The following is a 21053-nucleotide window of genomic DNA, read 5'->3' on the forward strand; positions in this document are numbered from 1 at the left end:
TCAGAGCAGGGTGCTGAGCACCAGCCAGGACACGAAGGCCGAGGGCAGCATCGAATCGAGCCGGTCCATGATTCCGCCGTGCCCCGGCAGCATGGTGCCCATATCCTTGATGCCCAGCTCGCGTTTGATCTGCGATTCGACCAGATCACCCAGGGTGGCCACGACCACCAGGCCGATCCCGAGCACCACGCCGATCATGGAATTCGCTTCGAGCAGCAGCGTGACCGTGAGCAGGCCGCCGATGATCGCGAAGACCAGCGAACCGCAGAAACCCTCCCATGATTTCTTCGGGCTGATCGAGGGCACCATGGGATGGCGGCCGAACAGCACCCCGGCGACATAACCGCCGACATCGGAGCACACCACCAGGATCATGAAGGTCAGGACCCGCAGATTGCCGTCCGGCTCCTCGAGCAGGAGCAGCACCGCGAACGAGGCCAGCAGCGGGATCCACGCCAGGGTGAACACCGTGATGGCGGTATCGCGCAGGAAGTTGCGCGGGGCGGTGCGCAGCCCGTGATCGAACAGCCGCCACACCATGCAGACCAGTGCTGTCGCCGCGAAGGCGCCGGTCACCCCGCCCGGGCCGAACGGCCAGCCCAACCAGAACACCGCCTGCCCGCCGACGATCAACGGCGTCCGGGGCACCAGCACATCGGCTTCGCGCAGCCGCTTGGCGACCTCCCAGGTGGCGATACCCACCGCGAGCCCGGCGACACCGATGAACACCTTCGGCACGAACAGCAGGACGACGATGCACAACACCCCGAGGGTCGACCCGACCGCCAGGGCCGCGGGTAAGTTCCGGCCCGCGCGCGAGCGCCGGGGTTCGGTGCCCCCGGGCGCTCCGGCCGCGCCGGGCGCTCCCGTCGGTGCCGGTGTCGGTTCGGATATGCCCTCGGCCGGCGGCTGCGGTCGGGCCGCACCGGTCGCGGCGGCTTTCTCGGCCACGATTGTCCCGTCGCTCAACTCGTCGTCGTTCCGTTCGTTCCCACCCGTTGCGGGCGTTGCTCGCTCCGCTGTTCCCATTGTGCGGCAGTTCACCGGCCGGCGGGCCGGGTGAATTACCGGTCCGGTGCCCGTTCACCACGGACACCGCATTCCGCGCGGCACCTACCGCTCGTGCCGCTTCGGACGTCACGCGCACCGGCAGACCGGCACGCCTGCGCAAGGTACCACCGCGGAGACGACGGGCTCACCGCCCGGCCACCGCTCTAGACCTCGAGCAGTTCGGCTTCCTTGTGCTTCACCAGGTCGTCGATCTGGCCGACATATCTGGCCGTGGTCTTGTCCAGTTCCTTCTCGGCGCGCCCGACCTCGTCCTCGCCGGCTTCGCCGTCCTTCTGGATCCGGCCCAGCTCCTCCATCGCCTTGCGGCGCACATTGCGGATCGCGACCTTGGCGTCCTCGCCCTTCTGCTTGGCCTGTTTGACCAGCTCACGGCGGCGCTCCTCGGTGAGCTGCGGAATGCTGATCCGCAGGATGTCACCGTTGTTGGTCGGGTTCACGCCCAGATCGGAATTGCGGATCGCGGTCTCGATCGGGCCCAGCTGCGCCTGCTCGTAGGGTTTGACCACCACCATCCGCGGCTCCGGCACGGTGATACTCGACATCTGGGTGATCGGGGTCGGCGCTCCGTAGTAGTCGACCACCACCCGGGCGAACATCCCCGGATTCGCGCGCCCGGTACGGATTCTGCCGAGATCGTCCTTCGCCACCGAGACGGCCTTCTCCATCTTCTCCTCGGCGTCGAAGAGCGCTTCTTCAATCACGACCGTTCCTCCACTGCGTCGTCATCGTCATGACCCGCGGGCCCGCGGTATCAGGATCGAACCAATGTGCCGATCTTCTCACCGGCCACCGCCCGGGCGATATTGCCCTTGGTCAACAAATTGAACACCAGCATGGGCATCTGGTTGTCCATGCACAAACTGAACGCCGTCGCGTCGGCGACCTTCAGATCGCGTTCGATCACTTCCTTGTGCGTGATCTCGTGGTACATGGTGGCGTCGGGATCCAGCCGGGGATCGGCGTTGAACACCCCGTCGACGGCCTTGGCCATGAGCACCACCTCCGCACCGATCTCCAGCGCGCGCTGCGCGGCGGTGGTGTCGGTGGAGAAGTACGGCATCCCCATACCGGCGCCGAAGATCACGACGCGGCCCTTCTCCAGATGCCGCTTGGCGCGCAGCGGCAGGTAGGGCTCGGCGACCTGGCCCATGGTGATAGCGGTCTGTACCCGAGTGTCCACACCCTGTTGCTGGAGGAAGTCCTGCAGCGCCAGGCTGTTCATCACGGTACCGAGCATGCCCATGTAATCGGACCGGGCCCGCTCCATGCCGCGTTCCTCGAGTTCGGCGCCGCGAAAGAAATTCCCGCCGCCGATCACGACCGCGACCTGCACACCGGAGCTCACGATCTCGGCGATCTGCTCCGCCACGGTCTCCACCACGTCGGGGTCCAGGCCCACCGCGCCGCCGCCGAACATTTCACCACCGAGTTTCAGCAATACCCGGCGATATCCTGGGCGGTCGGTCCCCGGGTACGTCATCGGCTGGCGTCTCCTTCGGCAATCGGTGTGTTCGCGGTCGGTCGTGCTCATCGTGGTGGCGGGGCGGGGACGCCGGAGCCCGGCGCCGTCCGCTGCCACGGCCGGCCCGGTCCGAGCGGGATGTGGCATACCGGGCGCGGCCCCAACGGAAAGCGGCCTCTATCCTGCCCTACCCGCCCGCGCGCCTCGGTACCAGGGACCCCTGCGGGCCGATCTCAGAACGAAACCCCCGCCGCGTCCACCGCGACGGGGGTTTCCTCCGGAGTCGAGGATCGGCTCAGGCCTGGCCGACCTCGAAACGGGCGAACTTGGTGACCGTGACACCCGCCTCGTCCAGCAGCGCCTTCACGGTCTTCTTGTTGTCGGTGACCGACGGCTGCTCCAGCAGGACGACATCCTTGAAGAACCCGTTGACGCGGCCCTCGGTGATCTTCGGGAGCGCGGCTTCGGGCTTGCCCTCTTCGCGTGCGGTCTGCTCGGCGATGCGCCGCTCGTTCTCGACGATATCGGCGGGTACCTCATCGCGGGTGACGTACTTCGCCTTGAGCGCGGCGACCTGCATGGCGGCGCCACGGGCCGCTTCGGCGGCGGCCTCGCCGGAACCGGTGTACTCCACCAGCACGCCGACGGCGGGCGGCAGGTCCGAGGCACGCTTGTGCAGGTAGGTGGCGACGGGGCCGTCCAGGGAGACGACGCGACGCAGTTCCAGCTTCTCGCCGATCTTGGCGGCCAGCGCCTGCAGGGCCTCGTCGACGGTCTGACCGTCGAGGGCCACGGCCTTGAGCGCGTCCACATCGGCGGGCTTCGCGGCCGCGGCCGCGGCGGCGATCTTATCGGCCAGCGCCTGGAATTCCGCGTTCTTCGCGACGAAGTCGGTCTCGGAGTTGATCTCGACCATCACGCCGTCCTTGGCGATGACCAGGCCTTCCGCAGTGGTGCGCTCGGCGCGCTTGCCGACATCCTTGGCGCCCTTGATGCGCAGCAGCTCGACGGCCTTGTCGAAATCGCCCTCGGTCTCGACCAGCGCGTTCTTACAATCCATCATTCCGGAGCCGGTGAGCTCCCGCAGCCGCTTCACGTCAGCGGCGGTGTAGTTCGCCATCGGGGGCGAGCCTCCTTCGAGAAAGTCTGGTACCGGGCAGTGGTGGTCACGACTCGGCGAGCCGTGACCACCACTGTGGGAAGTGCGGTCCGGCGGCGCTCACCATGGCACCGGCCGGTGAGCGGCCGCCGAACGCGAGTTTTCGGCTCAGGCGTCGGCCGGGGTCTCCGCGGGCGCCTCGGCCGCGGCTTCCGCCGGGGCCTCGGTGCTCGGGGTGGCCTGCGCGAGCAGCTCCTGCTCCCACTCGGGCAGCGGCTCGGCGGCGCTCGCCTCGGGCTTGTCGTCGCCACCGGAACGGCCGGCCCGGGCCTGCACGCCCTCGGCCACCGCGGATGCGACGACCTTGGTGAGCAGCGCGGCCGAACGGATCGCATCGTCGTTACCCGGGATCGGGTAGTCGACCAGGTCGGGATCGCAGTTGGTGTCCAGAATCGCGATGACCGGGATGTTCAGTTTGCGCGCCTCGCCGACGGCGATGTGCTCCTTGTTCGTGTCGACGACCCAGATGGCCGACGGCACCTTCTGCATATCCCGGATACCGCCGAGGGTGCGGTCGAGTTTGTTCATCTCACGCGTGAGCATGAGGATTTCCTTCTTGGTGCGACCCTCGAAGCCACCGGTCTGCTCCATCGCCTCGAGCTCCTTGAGGCGCTGCAGACGCTTGTGCACGGTGGAGAAGTTGGTGAGCATGCCGCCGAGCCAGCGCTGGTTCACATACGGCATACCGACCCGGGTGGCCTCGGCCGCGATGGACTCCTGCGCCTGCTTCTTGGTGCCGACGAACAGGACCGTGCCGCCGTGCGCGACGGTCTCCTTGACGAATTCGTAGGCCTTGTCGATGTAGGTCAGCGTCTGCTGCAGATCGATGATGTAGATGCCGTTGCGGTCGGTGAAGATGAACCGCTTCATCTTCGGGTTCCAGCGACGGGTCTGGTGCCCGAAGTGCGCGCCGCTGTCGAGCAGCTGCTTCATGGTTACGACAGCCATGGCTCTCGTATCTCTCTTTCGTTGCCGGTTGACGCAGCGGGCCGGCGGCCTGCTGCCCTGGCACCACAGAACGCTCGGACCCGATCGGTGATCGGGACCAGCCGAGACGTCCCCTGTTCCGGAATGCGCCGGCCCTCGCCGGTTCCCGCAGGAACTGGATGGGACAGCGCGATGAACAAGCACGGTGGTGCGCGAAGTCGGTCGGTGCGAACACAGACCGCTCGGCCAGTTTACGGCGTGGGCTGCGCGAACTGGAAATCGCCCGGTCGGACCGGCCTTGACCGACTCATCGGGACACCGTAATGAAACACTGTTTGTTCACAGACAGCGAGTTGTCCACAGGTACCGGAATTGCGGGTTCCGTGTAGCCCACGGCCCACGCAGGCTGAGCATATGACCTGCGAAACCACTCCCACCGAGGCCGCCGGAACGCCCGCGACGGACCCCGGCCTTCCACCCGCGCCACGGAGCTGGCCCCATATCGCGCGCCGCCGCAGATCCTCGCCCCCGGCCGACCATCCGACCCACCCGCTACCGGCATGGCCGCAGCGCACCACGGAGAAACAGCCCCGGGATATCCACCGCGGCCGCGGTGCCGGGCGCTGCACCGGGCGCGGACGCGGCGCGGCCACGGTCCCGGTGGACGAGTCCGGTGCGGTGGGAGACCGCGAGCCCGGCCGAATCGGCGGTCGGCACCGGGCGTCGCCCCCGGCCGGCTTCGGGGATCGTTCGGAACCCGGGGCACACCCGGTCGCGGGACCGAGCGATCTGGCCCGCCGGGCCAGGCGGTACGAGCGAAGGATGACCCACCGCTCGGCCGGGGCCCCCGAGAAGCGCCACACCGATACCGGCTCACCGCAGGCCGAGCGCGGCCGCGGGTCACAGCGGGCCACGCCGATACGCACGACCCGCTTCCCCGTGATCCACCCGCGCTCCACACCGCTCCCCGGGCAGGCACCGGCACGGCACGCACCGGACCGCCACCTCCGGCGTTCTCCCGGGCGCAACCCGGTCCGCGGCCCCGGCGTGGAGGGCTGTCACCTGTCCATTTCCGGCACGCCTCGGCGGCGGCCGGGCCGCCGCGGGCCCGGCCGCCGGCGAAGGGGCCCGGAGAGCCTGATCGGTGCCGCGCTCACTACAGCGTTCCTCGCGTTTCCGCTCGGCCCCGCGCCCACAGCCGCTGCGGTTCCAGCCGATTCCGCCCTGCTCGCGCGCGCCTCCGCGGGTGGTCGGACGACGACCGCTACCCGCCCGCTGAACACCTACCCGGCCGCTCCACCTCCTACGACGGCGTGGGAAAACGAGGCTCCGCTCGCCGCAAGAACTCCGGCCCCGGACTCGACCGCTACCGCACCAGTCGGCACCGGCGTACCGGTATCACCCGCAGATTCCTCGACCGCCACACCGGCCGATGCGGTATCCGGGCCGCCCGGCGTCGGCGCCCCCATGCCCGCCGAGCCGGACAGCGGGCCCTCGAACGAGGTGGCCCGCCGGTCACCGGCCGGGTCGAGCCGGGCCGGTGGCTGCGGCACGGGCTCGAGTTCGGGCTCGGCCACCGGGTCGGGCGCGATCTGCCGGATCCTTCCCCTACTGGAAGATCTGGTGGGCGAACTCGTCCGGCCGGCACCGCGCCCCGTACCACCGCGGTGCCCGTGCCCCGACCGCGGGCGTTGAGCGCAGGCCCCACCGGACCGGACCCCGCAGGACTCGGCCCCACCGGACCGAACCCAGCCGGACCGAGGAGCGGGCCGAGAAGGTCCTTCCGGCCCGGCAGGTCGGTTCGCGGGCCGGCGGTGGTGATGCTCGCGGTCGCCGCTGCGCTCTCCTCCGGTTCCGCGGCGGCGGCCCCGGAGACCGGGTTCGACTGGCCGCTGCGTCCGCGCCCGACGGTCGAGCGGCCGTTCGATCCCCCGGACCAGGACTGGCTGCCCGGCCATCGCGGGGTGGATTTGGGCGGAACAGCCGGTCAGGCGGTCTATGCGGCGGGGCCGGGCATCGTGGTGTTCGCCGGCGAAGTGGCGGGCAAACCGGTGGTGGCGATACTTCACGAGGGAGGTCTGCGGACCACATACGAACCGGTGGAGGCCGAGGTCCCGCTGGGCCGGCGGGTCACCCGGCAGACCCGGATAGGAATACTGACCCCGGGTCACGCCGGGTGCCCCGCACCGGCCTGCCTGCACTGGGGGCTACGCCGGGAGAGCACCGCGCACGCATCCCGCGAATATCTCGACCCGCTCCGACTGTTGGGAAGAACGCCCATCAGGCTGAAGCCGGTGGACGACGGCACACCCTCGGCCGTCGGGTGAGCGGCCGCCTCGGTCGCGCTCAGAGGCCGGAACGAACCGCACCTTGCGGCCCCGGCCCGCGCCGGGCCGGGGCCGCTTCGCGATCCTCAGCCGTGCGGATTCGGGTGCACGATCGCATAACCGGCGATGACCAGCGCGGCAAACGTTATGGCAATGGTGACCGAACCAAGAGTGGCCGCCGCGGAATCGGACGCACCGAGGAGGAGTCGGCGACTACGCCGGTAGCCCAGTACGGCGACCGACAGCAGAACGAGACAGGCGATGCCCGGCAGGAGCGCGGCCGGATCCCACCCCTCAGTCACCACCATCCGCAGGAGCAGGAGGTCGACCACCAGACACGCCAGACAGGTGCGCCGCCACGACAGTGCCGTCCGCTCCGCCGCCAGGCGGATGTCGGTCGAATCGGTCACGACACCGTCCTCAGTGCAGTAGTACGGCCAGGCACGCGAGAATCGCGACGAACGCGGTCCCGGCGGCCAGCACCGGCACCAGCACCGTGCCCGGTAGCGGCTGCCCTTCGTCCATCGCCGCCCGAACCCGTCGCCAGTGCACATATGCGCCGACCGCGAGAACCAGCGACAGCAGCAGACAACTGACGGCCAGCGCGGTGCGGAAATCCACATTCCACTGTTCCTGCACCACCGCGTGCACCGCGACCCCGCCTGCCAGCAAACCGAGGGCGGTACGGATCCAAGCCAGAAAGGTCCGTTCGTTGGCGAGCGTGAACCTGTAATCGATCGGCTCCGCCGCGCGGTCTCGCTCCTCCCGCGGGGAGCTCATCGGGCGACCGTCCCGGTCGTGGTCTGCACGCTCACCTCCCGAATACCGGTCGGCCGCGGTGGGCGGCTCCGCTGGACAGCGTAAGCGCCGTACCGCGGCGAATCCAGCCACCGGGTCGTCGACGGGCCGACGGATCGACTCCCGTCCGCGTCGTGGCCTGCAACGAGGCCGGACAGGGCCCGGCCGTTCACTCGCCGAGTGCGCCGATCGGAGGCATCCCGAGGCGGGGCCGCCCGGCCGGTCGTCGTCCTGGTGGGCAGGGCGGCGGCGACGGTGGGCTCGAGGCTGAGGCCGCACGCGGGTCCGGTGTTGCCGTCGCGGGAGTGAGCGATGCGACGAGCGGCGGACTGCCGGCAGCCATTGTGGCCACCGAAGGCGGACCGAGCAGCGGATGTCCCCGGTCCTGGATTGATCGGCCCAACTACCGCGGTTCAAACGGGGCATGATGTTGGCGTACCGGCCATTCGAGTGGTCGGACGCGGGGGCATGGTCATGATTTACCGGCCCACCATCAGCGGTTCAGGCGCGGGCTTGATCGTGGCGTATCGGCCCCTACTCACAGTGTTCGGGCGGGGGCAGGTCATGACTTACCAGCCCACCAGCAGCAGCCCAAGCGCGGGGAGCTGGCCGTGACCCACCAGCCCACCACCAGCGATTCAGGCGCGGGGGTGGGCCTGGTCGTGGGCTTTGCGCAGACGGTCGATGGAGACGTGGGTGTAGAGCTGCGTGGTCGCGAGGCTGGCATGACCCAGGAGTTCCTGTACCACTCGCAGATCGGCGCCGCCTTCGAGTAGGTGGGTGGCCGCCGTATGGCGGAGACCGTGCGGTCCCAGGTCGGCCGTGCCCGGGACGGCGGACACCACGGCGTGTACCACCGTCCGGGCCTGCCGCTGATCGAGGCGCCGGCCGCGCCGGCCCAGGAGCAGCGCGCGGCCGGAATCGGGCGTGGCAAGGACAGGCCGCCCGTAGCGCAGCCATTCGCCCACGGCGTGGTCGGCAGGACCGCCGAACGGCGCGGACCGCTCCCGGTTGCCCTTGCCCAGGACGCGCACCACCCGCCGTTCCCGGTCGATATCGTCGATATCGAGTCCGCACAGTTCACCGACGCGGATCCCGGTGGCGTACAGCAGTTCGACGATGAGCCGATCCCGCAGCGCCATCGGATCGTGCTGCTCGGCGCCCGATTCCGCGGCGTTCATCACCCGGCCCGCCTGCTCCTGGCCGAGGACGGCGGGCAGGCTGCGGTGGGCCTTCGGCGCGGCGAGCCGCAGCCCGGGGTCCACGGTCAGCCGACCGGTCCGGGTCAGCCACGCGGTGAATGCCCGCGCAGCCGAAGCCCGCCGAGCCATACTGGTCCGGGCCGCGCCACGCTCCGAATGCGCCGCCAGCCACGCGCGCATGGCCGGTAGATCCAGTTCGCGAAGCGAGGCATCGCCGGCATGGTCGACGAGATGCGCCAGCAGCGACCGGATATCACCGAGGTAGGCGCGCACCGTATGTGCCGACCGATTGCGACCGAGCCGCAGATGCCGCCCGTATTCGGTCAGCAGCGCTTCCAGATCCTCGGGCAACTCACGCACCGTCCCACCGTCGTCCGCCCGACCCCGAAGCGCAAGCCCACGCGCCGTACCCATTGCCGGCGGCCCAGGCGGCCACCGACCATCCGACCCCGCCCCGACTGCTGCGCGCGGTCGCGCTCCACCTGACGACGTCGGGCGGGACCGGCCCGGTTTTCGGTATCCGCCCTCGTACTCCTTCGCGCCGCGACCCGACGCCACGCCTCGTGACCACGCCTGCGTCCCCACAAACCCTCGCGTCGGCGCGTAACCCACATCGATGCGGCATTCGACGTCCTGGACGGTGCATGTCCCCGCAAGTCCGCCGCCCACTGACAGACCTATCGAATCCGGGCCGCTTCGCGAGCGGGGCCCCGGGAGATACCGTCACCGTCGCGGAAGCGACTACATGGCCGATACCCGGCCTTGGCGGATCCCCTGCCGGCCTTCGGCTCTCCGGTGTCATGGCCGCGATCACCGGCTTCGTGCGCGCCCTGCCATCGCGGTGACACCAACCGCAGGCATCACCACATCGACGAGCCATCCACCACATCCGCCAGTGCCAGGACACCAACCGGTACGCCGTGCGCCCCTGCTGTCCGCCCCCGCCCGGGCCACGGCCGGGCTTCTACAGCCGAGCTCCGTGCCTGGAGAATTCGGGTCGACCGAGGTGTTCACCCTCCTCGCTCCGCCTCCCGGCCCAGCCGGTACCAGCCCAGCTCGCCGCGCCCGGCAATGCCCGCGAGATCGAGCGCGACAAGTGCGGCGCGCACCTCGGTGGCCGCGATCCCGGTCTCGCCAGCGATATCGTGTGGCCACCGGCCCCCGGCGGCGGGTAAGGCCGCCAGTACCCGGGACTCGATGCCACTGCGACGATCCAGGCCGGACGAGCCGGTGGTCAGCGGCAGGTGGAGAGGCGCGATTTCGGCGAGTACGTCCTCCGAGCCGGTGACGAGGGTCGCTTCTCCGTCGCGGATCATCCGGTGACATCCCGCGGAGGCCGCCGAATCCACCGATCCCGGGACCGCGAGCGCCGGACGACCGATCCGGCGTGCCCATTTCACCGTGTTCCGGGCTCCACTGCGTAACCCGGCCTCGACCACCAGCACACCATCTGCCAGGGCGGCGATCAGCCTGTTCCGGGCCAGGAAATGGTGTTTGCGCGCGACCGTACCGGGCGGGTATTCGCTGACCACCAGCCCGGTTTCGGCGATCCGGGCGATGAGGCGGTCGTGCTGGGCCGGATAGGGCCGGTCGGCGCCGCAGGCCAGCACGGCGACGGTGACGCCGCCGACCGCGAGCGCGGCCCGGTGCGCCGTACCGTCGATGCCGAAGGCGGCGCCCGATATCACCGTCCAGCCGCGGGCCGCCAGGTCCCCGGCGATCGCACCGGCCGCCCGGTCGCCGTATCCGGTGCTGCACCGGGCGCCCACCACCGCCACCGCACGCTCGGTGAGTTCGCCGAGATCCCGGCTGCCACGCACCCAGAACACCAGCGGAACGGCACCGTCCGGATCGCGGCCGGGGGTGAGCCGAGCCAGACCCAGCATTCGCCAGGCCGGCCATTCGGCGTCGCCAGGGGTGACGAGCCGGCCGCCGCTGTCGCGGATCAGCTCCAGATCCCGCGCGGCCGTGTCCAGCTCGCGCCGACGTTCGGTCGCGGTACGCAGCACCGGCGGCAGCGCGCGCTCCCGGACCGCCCGCGCCGCCTCGCGCACCCCGACCGAGTCGATGAGGGCCGTGAGGGCCGGACACGGGCCGAGTACCACTCGGGACAGATACGCCCAGGCCAGCTGGCGTTCTTCGCATTCGCCGGCCGTCTCCCGCCGGGCCGGTGAGCCGATATCCGCCGTGTTCACTGTGGACTCCGCTGCCGGAAGTCGAGTGCCTGCATCACATCGTGGGCGGTGGGCATATCGCCGCCGCGCAGATCGCAGACGGTCCACGCGACCCGCAGCGCCCGGTCGGCGCCGCGCGCCGAGATACGGCCCAGCCGCAAAGCCGCCTCGACCGGAGCTGTCGTCTCCGCGGGCAATGGATACAGCCGGCGCAGTGCGTGGCCGGGGACCTCGGCGTTGGTGCGCCATCCCGCGTCGCGCCACCGGGCGACGGCGGCGGCGCGGGCGGCGGTCACCCGACTGCGCACGGTCGCGCTGTCCTCCGACTCCACCGCGGCCAGACCGGCGCCCGACAGTGGATGCATCTGCAACCAGATATCGATGCGGTCCATCAGCGGACCCGAGAGCTTGCCGAGATATCGGCGCCGGGCGAGCGGGGCACAGATGCAGTCCACATCGCGGGCCGGGGCGCACGGGCAGGGGTTGGCGGCGAGGACCAGCTGGAAACGCGCCGGATAGCGGGCCACTCCGTCGCGGCGCGCGATCCGTACCTCCCCCTCTTCCAGCGGTGTCCGCATCGCCTCGAGCACCTTGGCGCCGATCTCGGCGCATTCGTCCAGGAACAGGACCCCGCGGTGGGCGCGACTCACCGCACCGGGCCGCGCCGATCCCGAACCGCCGCCCACCATGGCGCTCACCGACGTCGAATGGTGGGGGGCGACGAAGGGCGGACTGGTGATCAGGGGTTGTTCGTCGGAGAGTGTGCCGGCGACCGAATGGACGGCGGTGACCTCGAGCGCCTCGTCCTCCGACAGTGGCGGGAGTACTCCGGGCAGGCGTTGGGCCAGCATGGTCTTCCCGATTCCGGGCGCCCCCGTGAGCAGCAGATGGTGACCACCGGCCGCGGCGACCTCGAGGGCCCAGCGCGCTTCGTGCTGCCCGGCGACATCCCGCAGGTCTCCGCCCGGCGCGCTCGGCTGTGGTGGGTGCACTCCCGATGGCTCCTCCAGGCCCCCTTCGCCCCGTAACCAGTCGACGGCGGCACGCAGTGTCGGTGCGCCCAGCACCCGGATTCCGGCGACGAGGCCCGCTTCCGGAAGGGCCGCCGCGGGGACCACCACCGTCTTGCGGCCGGCCCGGCGCGCCGCGAGCACGGCGGGCAGGATGCCACGGACCCTGCGCAACCGCCCGTCGAGGGCGAGTTCGCCCAGCAATACGGTGCCCGTGAGGCGCTCGGAGGGCACGATATCGGCCGCGTCCAGCACCGCGACGGCCAGCGCGAGATCGTAGACCGAGCCCACCTTCGGTAGCGTCGCCGGCGACAGGGCCAGGATCACCCGGCCATCGGGCCATTTCTCGCCGGTGTTGGCCACCGCCGCCCGGACCCGGTCCCGGGATTCCTGCAGCGAAGTATCGGGCAGCCCTACCAGATGTACCGACGGCAGCCCTTGGCCGATATCGGCCTCGATCTCCACGACCTGCCCGTCGATCCCGCGCACCGCGATCGAGCAGGCCCGGCCCAGCGGCATCAGAACACCGCCCGCAGATGCTCGATCACGGGCTGGGCGGTACGCGGGAGCAGGATCGAGACGACGTCGAAACGGATCCGCTGCCAGGGACCGTCCTGTTCGGTGAGCCAGAGCAGTGCCAGGCGGCGGATCCGCTGTTGCTTGTCGTAGGTGACGGCCTCGGCCGGTGTCCCGAATCCGAGCCCCGATCTGGTCTTCACCTCGACGAAGGCGGTCACTCCCGCATCGCGGACCACCAGGTCCAGTTCGCCGTACCGGCACCGCCAGTTACGGCAGACGATCTCCATACCGGAGGCCTGCAGATACCGGGCCGCCAGCTCCTCCCCTTGTGCGCCGAGCGCCGTGTTGTGTGCCACGTGCCCAGCATCCGCCGCCGACTCGCCGGCCCACGGCGCCGACCTGCGCAAACAAGCGACCTGTGGACAACCGGCGGCCTGTGGACAAGTCCGTCAGGGGCACGAGCACGCAGCGCTCAGCTCATTCGGGCAGGCGCAGGTCCGGTTTCTCCAACTCCTCGATGTTCACGTCCTTGAACGTGATCACCCGGACATGTTTGACGAAGCGCGCGGGCCGGTACATATCCCAGACCCAGGCGTCGCTCATCCGTACTTCGAAGTACACCTCGCCGTCGGCGTTCTGCGGTCGTAGCTCCACCGAGTTGGCCAGATAGAAGCGGCGTTCGGTTTCCACCACGTACGAGAACTGACCGACGATGTCCTTGTACTCCCGGTAGAGCGAGAGCTCCATCTCGGTTTCGTATTTCTCGAGGTCCTCGGCACTCATCTGGTGGAACGTCCTCCTTCTCGCCGCCTTGCGTCTGCTCACATCATCGCTCATCGCGCCCGGGCATGTCACCGTGGGCCGGGGCGCACACCGTCGCCGCACCGCGCGGCGGGCCGCGCCGGCCCGCGTTAGCCCCGGTCAGGCGGCGCCGCCGGCCTCCACTGTCGCCAGTGCCAAAGATTCCGCCGCCCCGGGGACCGGCGTGCCGCATTCGCGCACCGTGCGCCACGACCGCCGATGTTCCGGGCAGGGCCCGAGCCGGCGCAGCGCTTCCAGGTGCTGCGAGGTGTTGTAACCCTTGTGCTCGGCGAAACCGTAGCCCGGCCGCTGCCGGTCGAGTTCGACCATCATCCGGTCCCGGGTGACCTTGGCCAGGACGCTCGCCGCCGCGATACAGGCGGCGCTGGCGTCGCCGCCGATCACCGGCAGCGACGGGACCGCCAGCCCCGGCACCCGGAACCCGTCGGTGAGCACATAGCCCGGCGAGCAGTCCAGCCCCGCCACCGCACGGCGCATCCCCTCGATATTGGCAACGTGGATTCCGATGGCATCGATCTCCGCGGCGGGAATCACGACGACCTTCCAGGCGAGAGCCAGCCGCTTGATCACCGGGAACAGTGCTTCACGGGCGGACTCGCTCAGTTTCTTGGAGTCGTCGAGTCCGGCGAGCGCTGCGGATGCTTTCGGGGCGAGGACACACGCGGCGACCACCAGCGGGCCGGCGCTCGGACCGCGGCCCGCCTCGTCGACACCCGCGACCGGCCCCAGGCCGCTGCGGATCAGCGCCGAATCGAGGGTCCGCAGGCCCGCGGCCTTGCGCACCACCACCCGCGGCGGCCAATTGCTGCCTCGCCCGGCACCCGCGGCACGGTTACTACGTGTCACTGGCCACCTCGCGACAGATGATCGGGAACCACCGCCCGATTATCGCGCACCGGACCGAGCGCGGCACCGGTAGGTCCGGTGGAGGCCCGGTCGAACAGCTTGTCCGGCAAGGTGATCGGCGCCGCGACCGCGCGGACCGCACGGTGGTTTCCGTGGAGCGAACGCGAAAAGATCGCGCCTACTGTGGATTCTGCGATGTCACCGGACCGATCCGGCCGGGCGGCCAGATCTTGAAGACTGCCTTGCCGCGGACGTTCTCGATGGGCACCGTGCCCTGCAGATCGTCACCGACATGGGCGCGGGAGTCACGCGACTCGTTGCGGTTGTCGCCCATCACCCACAGGTGGCCCGGGGGTACCAGCACCGGGCCGAAGACCCGGCCCACCGGATAGGCGGCGTTCTGCTGGCCCGCCACCCATGGGTAGTCGTCGGCGACGTAGGGCTCGTCCAGCGGTTTCCCGTCCACCATGACCCGGCCCTGTTCGTCGCAGCACTCCACGGTCTGGCCGCCGACCGCGATCACCCGTTTCACCAGATCGTTCTCATCGGGCGGGACCAGGCCGAAGAAGGCGAAGAAGTTCTGGATACCGCGCACCGCGGGATTGTCGGAGCGGATCGAGACGTAGTGGTCGTTCCAGGACGGCGGGCCGACGAACACGACCACGTCACCGGGCTTCGGATCGCTCCAGTAGTAACTCACCTTCTGCACGTAGATCCGGTCGCCGGTGCAGCCGGCGCACCCGTGCAGGGTGGGTTCCATGGATTGGGAGGGAATGACATAGGGGCGGCCGACGAAGGTGACCATGAGGGCGGCGATGATCGCCGCGATGACCAGCAGGATGGGGAGTTCCTGCCAGAACGGCCGCTGCCGCTTCGCTTTGACCTGCTTTCGCGCACGACGCCTTCTCGGCGGTTCGTTCCTGGAATCGGATCCCGAAACCGACCAACTCTCATCTGCCACGCGAACAGCGTAGCCCGGTGCCACAACGGATTCGTGGCACCGGGCTACATAGACCGTTCGCCGAGGTCACCGCGGTGCGCCGTGGCGCACGGGTGTCGGCGGTCAGCGACGGGTCAGCGCTTTTCTTTGATCTTGGCGGCCTTACCGCGCAGCTCGCGCAGGTAGTACAGCTTGGCCCGGCGGACGTCACCGCGGGTCACCACATCGATGTGATCGATGGTGGGGCTGTGCACCGGGAAGGTGCGCTCCACGCCGACACCGAACGACACCTTGCGCACGGTGAAGGTCTCGCGGATACCGCCGCCCTGGCGCCGGATGACGACGCCCTTGAAGACCTGGATACGTTCCTTGGAGCCCTCGATGACCTTCACGTGCACATTGAGGGTGTCGCCCGGACGGAAGTCGGGGACGTCGCTGCGCAGCGAGCTCTCGTCGACGAAATCAAGGGTGTTCATGATCATCCTTCTGATGGTCGCGCGAACAGAGGAACCTGGCGGCGCATATGCTCGACCGGTTCGTGCTCCGAATGTGGGATGCGCCCGGGTGATGCCCAGGCCAACCTGTGCATTGTGCCAGATCAGCGGTCGCTTTCGGAAACCGGCCCGACCGGACCCGCCGGTTCCTCGGCGTCACCGCCTCGATCATGCGGCCACAGGTGCAGATCCTGCAGCAGCGGATGCTGCCGCGGCGGTGGCGGCGGCGCCGGTACCACCTTACGCGTCAGCTCCACCTCGGCCGCCGACCGCGCGTGATCGACATCCGGGCTACCGGCGATCAGGTCCTGGACGAAGATCTTGGCCCGGATCACCGGGCGCCGGTACCGGCGTTCCCGCACGATGGCGCGATACATGAGCCGCCGGCGGCTGCCGTAACGCCAGCGCGCCCACGGGGCACCCGGCCGGCTGAGCCGCAGTGCGCCCACGACCAGCAGCGGCAAGAAGAACATGCCGAACAGCCCGGTCCAGATCTTGCCCTTGGCGATGACCACGGCGGCCAGCGCCAGATTCACCGCGGCGAATCCGGCGACCAGCAGTCTCGTGCCGGCGCCGGGCTGGTGCCGCACACCGTTGATTTCCAGCAGCCACAGCGGATGGAACCCCAGCAGCAGCAGGCCGGTGACCGCGAGAGCGACGAACACCGCGTCCACCGAGGTCCGGCCCTGCTCCTCCCAGTACACATCGCGCAGGTAGTACAGCAGGGCGAATTCGTCGAGCACGAGCGCGGCCCCGACGCCGAAAACGGCCGCCAGCACCGACGCGGTGGTGGTGCCGGTGCCCCCGGCTCCGGCGATCATGCCGATACCGGAGATCAGCACCAGCACCACACCGAACACCATGTGGTGGATATGCACGCCGCCGGACTGCAGGTTGCCGGGCCACCAACGCACCCGGGCCCGGATGAGCCGGACGCTGACCCGGATCACCAGGAATCCGGTGATGAAGCCGAACAGAAAGCAGAGCAGCGGGAGCCGGCCCGCGGCGATCACGTCCTCGGACAGCCACTGCCGCATACCGGCCCCCGATTCAGCTCGTGGTCACTTCCCGAAACCCGCCCGGCGCAACGCGTCGGCCATGGCACCGTTCACCGGTGCATTATCGCGCCGGCCGTCCCGGCCCTGCCCGCGATTGCGTCCCTGACCGCCACCGTTCCCGCCACCGCGGCCGCTCTGCCCGTTGCCCTGCGCGCCCCGGTTCTTGTCGTTGCGGCCCTGGCCGCGGCCACCACCGTCGCGCCCGCCGGTCCGGGCGGCGTCGCGACCACCCTGGCCGCGGCCACCGGAGCCCTGGCCGCGTTCGGGTTTGCCCGACCCGGGTTCGTCGTCGAGGCGCAGCGACAAGCCGATGCGCTGGCGCGCGACGTCGACCTCGAGCACCTTGACCTTGACCACATCGCCGGATTTGACCACCTCGCGGGGGTCGCGCACGAAATTGCGCGACATCGCCGAGACATGGACCAGCCCGTCCTGGTGCACACCGATGTCGACGAAGGCGCCGAACGCGGCGACATTGGTGACGACGCCCTCCAGTACCATCCCGGGCTCCAGATCGGCGACCTTCTCGATCCCGGCCGCGAATTCCGCGGTCTTGAACTCCGGGCGCGGGTCGCGACCGGGCTTCTCCAGTTCGCCGATGATGTCGGTCACCGTGGGTAGACCGAATTTCTCGTCGGTGAAATCGGCCGGGCGCAGCGTGCGCAGGACCGCGCCGTTACCGATGACCTCGGAGATCCCGGTACCGGTGGAATCGAGGATGCGGCGCACCACCGGATAGGCCTCCGGGTGCACGGCCGAGGTGTCGAGCGGATCGTCACCGCCGCGGATCCGCAGGAACCCCGCGCACTGTTCGAACGCCTTGGGGCCCAGCCGCGGGACGTCGAGCAGAGCGGTACGACTCCGGAAGGGACCGTGCCGGTCACGATGGGCCACAATGCTCTCGGCCACCGAACCGGTGACACCGGAAACCCGCGACAGCAGCGGCACCGAGGCGGTGTTCACATCGACGCCGACCGCGTTCACCGCGTCCTCCACCACTGCGCCCAGGGACCGGGCCAGCAGGGTTTCCGAGACATCGTGCTGGTACTGGCCGACACCGATGGACTTCGGCTCGATCTTCACCAGTTCGGCCAGCGGATCCTGCAATCGGCGCGCGATGGATACCGCGCCGCGCAGCGAGACGTCCATATCGGGCAGTTCCTGGCTGGCGTAGGCCGACGCGGAGTACACCGACGCCCCGGCCTCGGAGACCACGATCTTGGTCGGCTTGTTCTCCGGGATCCGTTCGATGAGTTGCGCGGCCAGCGCGTCGGTTTCCCGGGACGCCGTACCGTTACCGATGGCGATGAGTTCGACGCCGAACCGCGCCACCAGGGCGCCGAGGACCGCCAGTGATTTCTCGGTCTGGTTCTGCGGTTTGTGCGGGTACACGACCTCGGTCGCGAGAACCTTTCCGGTGCCGTCGACGACGGCGACCTTGACGCCGGTGCGGTAGCCGGGATCCAGGCCCATGGTGGTGCGCGTGCCGGCCGGCGCGGCCAGCAGCAGATCGCGCAGATTGGCGGCGAAAACGTCCACCGCGTCGCGTTCGGCGGCCTGCCGTAGCCGCATCCGGGTGTCGATACCGAGGCTCACCTGGAGTTTGGTCCGCCAGGCCCAGCGCACGGTGTCGAGCAGCCAGCCGTCGGCGGCGCGACCGGCCTCGGCGATCGAGAACCGCTGGGCGATCCGCGCCTCGTAGATGCTGCGCTCGCCGGGTGCGAGCTCGGAATCGGCGGGTTCGGGATCGAGGTGCAGGCTGAGCACCTCCTCCTTCTCGCCACGCAGCAGCGCCAGGATGCGATGGGAGGGCAGGGCGGCGAATTCCTCACCGAATTCGAAGTAGTCGGCGAATTTCGCCCCGGCCTCTTCCTTACCAGGACGGACCGTGGCGGTGAGACGGCCCCGGTTCCACATGAGTTCGCGGAGTTCACCCACCAGATCGGCGTCTTCGGCGAAACGTTCGACGAGGATGGCGCGCGCGCCCTCGAGCTGTTCGGCGGAATAATCGGCCGGATCGGTCTCCGGATTCTCGAGCAGCGCGTCGGCGACGGGTTCGTGCCCGGCCTCGCGCGCGATCTGAGCCTTGGTGCGACGCTTGGGCTTGTAGGGCAGGTAGATGTCCTCGAGCCGGGCCTTGGTCTCGGCCAGCAGCAGCTGCCGGTGCAGGGCGTCGTCGAGTTTGCCCTGGCCGCGAATGGATTCGATGATGGCGGCCCGGCGTTCGTCGAGTTCGCGCAGATAGTGCAGGCGTTCCTCGAGCGTCCGCAGCTGAGCGTCGTCCAGACCGCCGGTGATCTCCTTGCGGTACCGGGCGATGAACGGCACCGTCGACCCGGCGTCCAGTAGCTCGACGGCAGCCCGGACCTGGTTCTCCCGCACCGAGAGTTCGTCGGCGATGCGCCGGCTGACGGAGCCGGACACCACCGGGCCGGTGGCGGGGTCTGCAGGCGAGTCGGTGGAAATGGTCTCGGGGTCCGAGGTCTGCGGCACTGTCGTCACCACCCGCACACTACATTCGCCCGATGACAGCCCGGCCGCGCCCGGCCCCGGGCGGGCGGGGCCGGGCACGGCGGACACGGTCACCCGGCGACGCGTCCCTGCTGCCGCAACAGGAACCGCTGCACCTTGCCACTGGGCGTCTTGGGCAGCGTGGAGACGAAATGCACCCGGCGCGGGTAGGCGTGCGCGGCGAACTTCTGCTTCACCAGCGTCTGCAGCTGTGCTTCCAGTTCAGGGGTACCGGTGGTGTCCCCGCGCAGCACCACGAACGCCTCGAGCACTTCGCCGCGCAACTCGTCGGGCAGGCCGACGACCGCGGCCTCGGCGACCTGATCGTGCAGCACCAGCACACTCTCGACGTCGAACGGGCCGATGCGGTAGCCGGACATGATGATCACATCGTCGTCGCGTGCGGAGAAGTGGAAGTATCCGTCGGCATCGCGCGAACCGGCGTCACCGGTGAGATACCAGCGGCCGTCGGCGGTGAAGCGCTGGGCGGTCTGTTCGGGCGTGTCGAGGTAGCCGAGGAACCACAGCAGTGCGCTGCGTTCGGTGTCGATGGCGATCCGGCCCAGCTCGCCGGTGGGGGCTTCGGTATCCGCGTCGTCGGCGAGGACGGCGCAGGCCCACCCCGGAAGTGGGCGGCCCATGGAACCCGCGGGTGCGGGCGCATCGAGATCGTCGTGCCAGGCATTGCAGATGACCATGCCGTGCTCGGTCTGGCCGTAGTGGTCACGGACCGCCACCCCGAGATGTTCCGCCGACCAGGCCACCACCTCCGGTGTCAGCGGTTCGCCCGCCGAGGAGGCCCGGCGCAATCGGACGGGATTCCCCGGCTCGGCGGCGCGCAGGGCCCGATAGACGGTCGGCGCGGCCGCGAAGTTGGTGACCCCGAATCGCTCCAGCACCTGCCAGGTCAGTTCCGGGGAGAAGCCGGCGTGCAAAAGCAGGCTGCGGGTCCCGGACGCCAGCGGGCCCAGGATCGCGTAGTAGAGACCGTAGGCCCAGCCCGGGTCGGCGGCGTTCCAGAAGACGTCGCCGGGGCGGACGTCGAGCGCGAACTCCTGATAGGCGTGGAACGAGGCCAGCGCCCGCACCGGAATCGGCACTCCCTTGGGTGTTCCGGTCGTCCCGCTGGTGAACAGCTGGACCAGCAGTCCGTCGCCGCCCACCACGGCCGGTGGTTCGGTGCCGGCACCGGCGGCCGGCAACTCGTCCATCCGCAGGGCACCGGGGGCATCGGCAGTGCCGGTGACAATGGTCCGCCAGGGCGGCTCCGCGGGCATATCGTCACCCGGCGCCAGCTTGCCGACCTGGTCCGGATCGGCGATCACCACCGAAGCCCCGGATGCCTGGAGCCGGAACGCGATCGCGGGCGGGGCGAACGCGGTGAACAGCGGGACGTGTACCGCGCCGCGACGCCAGATACCGAGCAGCACCACCACCAGATCGACCGATTTCGCCATCAGGGTGGCGACCTGGTCGCCGGCGCCCACGCCGAGCCCGGCCAGGGCCGCGGCGAATCGCTCGGACCGCGCGCGCAGTTCACCGTAGGTCAGATCGACCGCCGACAGGTCGCTGTCGATCACCGTGAACGCCACGGCATCGGCCGGATGCCGGTCGCACAGCAACTCCGCCGCACAGGCGTCGGGCCCATCGTAGGCGTCCAGCAGTTCGCGTACCCGCGCGTTCGGGTCGGCATCCATCTCACATCTCCTCGGTCGTCCGGCCGGTGTGTTGCC

At 69.8% G+C, this 21053-nt stretch carries 19 protein-coding genes; 1 reads left to right on the forward strand and 18 read right to left on the reverse strand.

The features are described from left to right. The 5 genes from ON38_RS17200 to rpsB form a co-directional block, all read right to left on the reverse strand. Positions 1-969 carry a phosphatidate cytidylyltransferase gene (locus ON38_RS17200; protein WP_039825842.1) on the reverse strand — a complete coding sequence of 323 codons (969 nt, stop codon included), beginning with the start codon at positions 967-969 and terminating at the stop codon, positions 1-3. 245 nt (positions 970-1214) lie between these two features. Continuing rightward, the gene (frr, locus tag ON38_RS17205; RefSeq protein WP_039825843.1) at positions 1215-1772 is read right to left on the reverse strand and encodes a ribosome recycling factor; all 558 of its coding nucleotides are present in this window, start codon (positions 1770-1772) and stop codon (positions 1215-1217) included. Between the two features lie 50 nt (positions 1773-1822). Then, positions 1823-2551, reverse strand: coding sequence for a UMP kinase (gene pyrH / locus ON38_RS17210; protein WP_039825844.1), 729 nt, complete (start codon positions 2549-2551; stop codon positions 1823-1825). A 277-nt stretch (positions 2552-2828) separates the two neighbouring features. Next, the gene (gene tsf / locus ON38_RS17215; protein ID WP_039825845.1) at positions 2829-3653 is read right to left on the reverse strand and encodes a translation elongation factor Ts; all 825 of its coding nucleotides are present in this window, start codon (positions 3651-3653) and stop codon (positions 2829-2831) included. 147 nt (positions 3654-3800) lie between these two features. After that, positions 3801-4640, reverse strand: a complete 840-nt coding sequence (rpsB, locus tag ON38_RS17220) for a 30S ribosomal protein S2 (RefSeq protein WP_039825846.1) — start codon at positions 4638-4640, stop codon at positions 3801-3803. A gap of 1799 nt (positions 4641-6439) precedes the next feature. Here rpsB and ON38_RS17230 point away from each other — a divergent pair. Further along, positions 6440-6946, forward strand: a complete 507-nt coding sequence (locus ON38_RS17230; RefSeq protein ID WP_039825867.1) for a M23 family metallopeptidase — start codon at positions 6440-6442, stop codon at positions 6944-6946. 86 nt (positions 6947-7032) lie between these two features. Here the strand turns inward: ON38_RS17230 and ON38_RS17235 are convergent, their stop codons facing one another. The 13 genes from ON38_RS17235 to ON38_RS17295 form a co-directional block, all read right to left on the reverse strand. After that, positions 7033-7356 carry a DUF202 domain-containing protein gene (locus ON38_RS17235; protein WP_039825848.1) on the reverse strand — a complete coding sequence of 108 codons (324 nt, stop codon included), beginning with the start codon at positions 7354-7356 and terminating at the stop codon, positions 7033-7035. 10 nt (positions 7357-7366) lie between these two features. Continuing rightward, positions 7367-7726 (reverse strand): YidH family protein, encoded by a 360-nt coding sequence (locus ON38_RS17240; RefSeq protein ID WP_051164894.1) that lies wholly within the window; start codon positions 7724-7726, stop codon positions 7367-7369. A 656-nt stretch (positions 7727-8382) separates the two neighbouring features. Next, entirely contained in the window at positions 8383-9306 is a 924-nt protein-coding gene (locus tag ON38_RS17245) for a tyrosine recombinase XerC (RefSeq protein WP_039825849.1), read from the reverse strand. A gap of 650 nt (positions 9307-9956) precedes the next feature. Next, a complete protein-coding gene (dprA, locus tag ON38_RS17250; RefSeq protein ID WP_245564078.1) occupies positions 9957-11141 on the reverse strand; it encodes a DNA-processing protein DprA in 1185 nt (394 codons plus the stop codon). Beyond that, the gene (locus ON38_RS17255) at positions 11138-12649 is read right to left on the reverse strand and encodes a YifB family Mg chelatase-like AAA ATPase (RefSeq protein ID WP_039825850.1); all 1512 of its coding nucleotides are present in this window, start codon (positions 12647-12649) and stop codon (positions 11138-11140) included. The genes dprA and ON38_RS17255 overlap by 4 nt, the downstream gene beginning before the upstream one ends. Further along, positions 12649-13005, reverse strand: coding sequence for a YraN family protein (locus ON38_RS17260; protein ID WP_039825851.1), 357 nt, complete (start codon positions 13003-13005; stop codon positions 12649-12651). The genes ON38_RS17255 and ON38_RS17260 overlap by 1 nt, the downstream gene beginning before the upstream one ends. A 121-nt stretch (positions 13006-13126) precedes the next feature. Beyond that, positions 13127-13432, reverse strand: a complete 306-nt coding sequence (locus ON38_RS17265; RefSeq protein ID WP_011210678.1) for a DUF2469 domain-containing protein — start codon at positions 13430-13432, stop codon at positions 13127-13129. Between the two features lie 138 nt (positions 13433-13570). Then, entirely contained in the window at positions 13571-14317 is a 747-nt protein-coding gene (locus ON38_RS17270) for a ribonuclease HII (RefSeq protein WP_051164895.1), read from the reverse strand. A gap of 178 nt (positions 14318-14495) precedes the next feature. Beyond that, a complete protein-coding gene (gene lepB / locus ON38_RS17275) occupies positions 14496-15278 on the reverse strand; it encodes a signal peptidase I (protein WP_039825852.1) in 783 nt (260 codons plus the stop codon). Positions 15279-15391: 113 nt separating this feature from the next. Beyond that, positions 15392-15733, reverse strand: a complete 342-nt coding sequence (rplS, locus tag ON38_RS17280; protein WP_030521783.1) for a 50S ribosomal protein L19 — start codon at positions 15731-15733, stop codon at positions 15392-15394. A 122-nt stretch (positions 15734-15855) separates the two neighbouring features. After that, positions 15856-16788 carry a hypothetical protein gene (locus ON38_RS17285; protein ID WP_245564079.1) on the reverse strand — a complete coding sequence of 311 codons (933 nt, stop codon included), beginning with the start codon at positions 16786-16788 and terminating at the stop codon, positions 15856-15858. 24 nt (positions 16789-16812) lie between these two features. Beyond that, the gene (locus tag ON38_RS17290) at positions 16813-19275 is read right to left on the reverse strand and encodes a Tex family protein (protein ID WP_373281229.1); all 2463 of its coding nucleotides are present in this window, start codon (positions 19273-19275) and stop codon (positions 16813-16815) included. 116 nt (positions 19276-19391) lie between these two features. After that, positions 19392-21017, reverse strand: coding sequence for an AMP-binding protein (locus ON38_RS17295; RefSeq protein WP_039825853.1), 1626 nt, complete (start codon positions 21015-21017; stop codon positions 19392-19394). Between the last annotated feature and the right edge of the window lie 36 nt (positions 21018-21053).

Origin of the sequence: Nocardia testacea NBRC 100365, from assembly GCF_000308775.1 — a bacterium.
GTDB lineage: Bacteria > Actinomycetota > Actinomycetes > Mycobacteriales > Mycobacteriaceae > Nocardia > Nocardia testacea.